The following is a 1,444-nucleotide window of genomic DNA, read 5'->3' as shown; positions in this document are numbered from 1 at the left end:
CACTAGCGTTGCATTAATGTTCTCTGAATCTTCATAACTTTCTGTCATATCCGAATTTTGACATGAAAAAATCCTTTACAATAGATTGGAGAGGTAGACCTGTCCATAAATCCATTGAAAAGGATATACGCATGGACAATCGTACTCTATTATCTTCATTTGGTAAATGGGTTGGACCCATCTGTACAAAAACGTTCACAAATGCAGTGGCTGAATGCCATCAGGACAAGTATACGAAAAAGTTGACAACTACTGCCTATCTCAAGTTGTTCCTCCATGCGCAATTGCATAGCCGAGAAGGACTCCGTCACATTGCTGATGACCTACTCTGCGAGAACTTGCAACGAGAACTCGGTCTGGAATCGATCTCTGCCGCACAGCTCAGCCGTAAACATAATCAGGTTGATCCCGAACTGCTGCAGCTTGTATTCGAGCAATTGGCTCGGCTGGTTCTGTCGCGACAGGGCGCCTTGGCTCGGCGCAGCAATATCAAGATTATCGACTCGACGACAGTCACGCTGTGCCTGCAGAAATACAAGTGGGCTGAGTTCCGCAAAACCAAAGCGGGCATTAAAGTACATATGCGCCTGGCCTTTGTGGAGGAGGGCGAGGTCATTCCGGAAAAAGCGACGGTGACTGTTGCCAAGAAAAATGATCGCACCCAGATGAATGAACTTGTTCATGAACCCGGCGTGACGTACGTCTTTGATCGCGGCTATATCGACTATGCAGCATTCGATCGTTATTGTCGGGACGGCATTTTCTTCGTTACACGCTTAAAGAGCAATACGCACATCGAGCCTTTGGAAGAGCTGGACATCCCGGAAGACAGCCAGGTTGCCGCCGATGTTCTCGTCCGAATCGGTTCGCAGCAGAAGAAAATGAAGCACACGCTGCGGATGATTCAAACGGAAGACTCGCAAGGCAATCTGCTCTTTCTGGTGACCAACAGATTCGACCTCACTTGTGATGAGATTAGTGAGATGTACCGCAGCCGCTGGTTGATCGAGACCTTCTTCAAGTGGATGAAGCAGCATTTGCAAATCAAGCATCTCTACGGTACAAGCGAACGAGCTGTGTGTAACCAGGTCTGGATTTCGCTCATCGCTTTCTGCTTGCTCGCGCTGGTTAAGCTGGAAACGAAGGTCGAACACAGCTTGTTGCAATTGACTCGTTGGCTGACCAAGTTATTATGGCAACCGAGTGGCAGGTGGATGAAACAACTCAAGAAAAAGCCAAGTCGTACATCCAAGGGAAGGCGACGAAAACCGCCTCAATCTTGAAATAGACGTCTGTTTCATCCAAATGTGCGAATAATTACATAATTTAACCAAATGGAAGGACTACCTTTAAGGGCTGTTCGACCTTTTGGATTTCACCGAAAAAACCCATTTTCTGAATATTCACTTTTGTGTATACCGAGATTTTATGCAACGCTAGTGAT

Annotated in this window: 1 protein-coding gene; it reads left to right on the top strand. The window is 46.7% G+C overall.

The window, feature by feature from the left end; all coding sequences use genetic code 11:
- The first annotated feature begins 131 nt into the window (after window positions 1-131).
- The gene (locus ACFQ0N_RS38175) at window positions 132-1,283 is read left to right on the top strand and encodes an IS4 family transposase (RefSeq protein ID WP_379335726.1); all 1,152 of its coding nucleotides are present in this window, start codon (window positions 132-134) and stop codon (window positions 1,281-1,283) included.
- The last annotated feature ends 161 nt before the right edge of the window (window positions 1,284-1,444 follow it).

The organism is Paenibacillus sp. GCM10027626, from assembly GCF_042676285.1.
GTDB lineage: Bacteria > Bacillota > Bacilli > Paenibacillales > Paenibacillaceae > Paenibacillus_Z.
The sequence above is the reverse complement of the archived record's forward strand: the minus strand, read 5'-3'. Positions and strand labels throughout refer to the sequence as shown.